At 72.4% G+C, this 2,191-nt stretch carries 1 protein-coding gene and 1 pseudogene; one reads left to right on the forward strand and one right to left on the reverse strand.

The genetic code is table 11. From position 1 onward, the window contains the following. Positions 1 to 656: pseudogene (locus HMPREF3105_RS06935) on the forward strand (acyltransferase); the annotation flags it as partial. Positions 657 to 762: 106 nt separating this feature from the next. On the opposite strand, the gene HMPREF3105_RS06940 reads toward HMPREF3105_RS06935, so the two are convergent. Then, on the reverse strand, positions 763 to 1,848 hold the full coding sequence (locus tag HMPREF3105_RS06940) for an inositol-3-phosphate synthase (protein ID WP_041102498.1): 1,086 nt from the start codon (positions 1,846 to 1,848) through the stop codon (positions 763 to 765). Positions 1,849 to 2,191: the final 343 nt, after the last annotated feature.

The following is a 2,191-nucleotide window of genomic DNA, read 5'->3' on the forward strand; positions in this document are numbered from 1 at the left end:
CGGCCTCGCCCGGCTCGGCCGCCCCCGGGGACGCGGAGGGCTCCGCCGGTGCGACGTCCTCGCCCGGGTCGTCCGCCGAGCCGTCCGGGCTCGGGCTCGGCGACCCGGCTGTCGCGCGCCCCACGTACTCCAAGGAGCAGCTCACCGCGGCCCTGCCGCCGTCCGAGCTCGGCCCGGACGTCACCCTGATCGGCGACTCCGTCTCGCTCTCGGCCGCGCCCACGCTCCTGGAGCAGCTGCCGGGGATGCTGCTCGAGGCGGAGGTGGGCTACCAGATCTGGGACGCCGCGGACGAGATCGAGAAGCTCAAGGCGGACGGCCAGCTGAGCGACGTCGTCGTGGTGGCCCTGGGCGCCAACGGCACCACCCACCGGGGCGACTGGGAGAAGATCCTGGCGGCCGTCGGCGAGGACCGGCTGCTCGTGCTCGTGGTGCCGCACGGCCCGATGGACTGGATCGCGGACGTGCAGGTGCAGATGGAGGCGCAGGCCAAGGCCCACCCGGACCGGATCGTCCTGGCGGACTGGGACGCCGCGGCGAAGCAGCACGTCACGGACTTCTCCGCCGACGGCGTGCACCCCCGCGCCGACGGCCAGGCCATATACGCCCAGCTCGTCCGGCTCACCATCGAGGACCGGCTCGGCACGCGGCGCTGAGCGCGGTGGCCGGGGCGGCACGCGCCCCCACGACGACGCCGGCCCGTCACCTCCACGGGGAAGGTGACGGGCCGGCGTCGTGCGCGGTCCGCGGGGACCGGGCTCGTCAGCGCTCGATGTCGCCGCGGATGAAGGCCTCCACGAGCTCGTGCGCCGCGTCGTCGTTGTGCTGCACGGGCGGGGACTTCATGAAGTAGGACGAGGCCGAGAGGATCGGCCCGCCGATGCCGCGGTCCAGGGCGATCTTCGCGGCGCGCACGGCGTCGATGATCACGCCGGCCGAGTTGGGGGAGTCCCACACCTCGAGCTTGTACTCGAGCGAGACGGGGGCGTCGCCGAAGTTGCGGCCCTCGAGGCGCACGAACGCCCACTTGCGGTCGTCGAGCCAGGCCACGTAGTCGGACGGGCCGATGTGCACGTCCTTCTCGCCCAGCTGCGCGGAGGTGTTGGAGGTGACGGCCTGCGTCTTGGAGATCTTCTTGGACTCCAGGCGCTCGCGCTCGAGCATGTTCTTGAAGTCCATGTTGCCGCCCACGTTGAGCTGGTAGGTGCGGTCCAGGGTGACGCCGCGGTCCTGGAACAGCTTGGCCATCACGCGGTGGGTGATGGTGGCGCCGATCTGGGACTTGATGTCGTCGCCCACGATCGGCACGCCCGCGGCGGTGAACTTCTCGGCCCACTCCGGGGTGCCGGCGATGAACACGGGCAGGGCGTTCACGAACGCGACGCCGGCGTCGATCGCGGCCTGGGCGTAGTGCTCGGTGGCCCGCTGCGAGCCGACGGGCAGGTAGCAGACCAGCACGTCCACCTTCGCGTCGCGGAGGGCCTGGGCCACGTCCACGGGCTCGACGTCCGACTCCTCGATGGTCTCGGCGTAGTACTTGCCGAGGCCGTCCAGGGTGGGGCCGCGCTGGACGGTGACGTCCGCGTGGGGCACGTCCGCGATCTTGATGGTGTTGTTCTCGGAGGCGGTGATGGCCTCGGACAGGTCCAGGCCGACCTTCTTCGCGTCCACGTCGAACGCGGCCACGAACTCGAGGTCGGACACGTGGTAGTCGCCGAACTGCACGTGCATCAGGCCCGGGACCGTGTCCGTGGCCTTCGCCTCGCGGTAGTACTCCACGCCCTGGATGAGGGATGTTGCGCAGTTGCCCACGCCGGCGATGGCGACGCGGATGGGGTTGGTGGCCACGGTCTGGTTCTCTCCTCGACTGTCCGGAACGGGTGCAGGCGCGCGGGGCACGCACAGGTGGCCCACGCCGTTCGGCGGAGCGCTCACCCGGGGATCAACCCTGCCAGTCTACGACCGACGACGGCGGCCCCGCCCGTCCGGTGTCCGGGCGGCTTCCTAGGATGGGGGCATGAGAACGGCCCCCGCGCACGCCGCGACCCCCAGCGAGCCGCCCACTCACGCCGCGGACGGCGCCCCGAGCGACGCCGTGACCACCCCGGGCGCCCCCGCCGGGCGTTCCGCTGACAGCGCACCGTCCGGTGCCCTGCCCGCCCCCGGTGAGCGCGGCGGCCGCTTCCAGCTC

Origin of the sequence: Micrococcus sp. HMSC31B01, assembly GCF_001816085.1 — a bacterium.
Classification (GTDB): domain Bacteria; phylum Actinomycetota; class Actinomycetes; order Actinomycetales; family Micrococcaceae; genus Micrococcus; species Micrococcus luteus.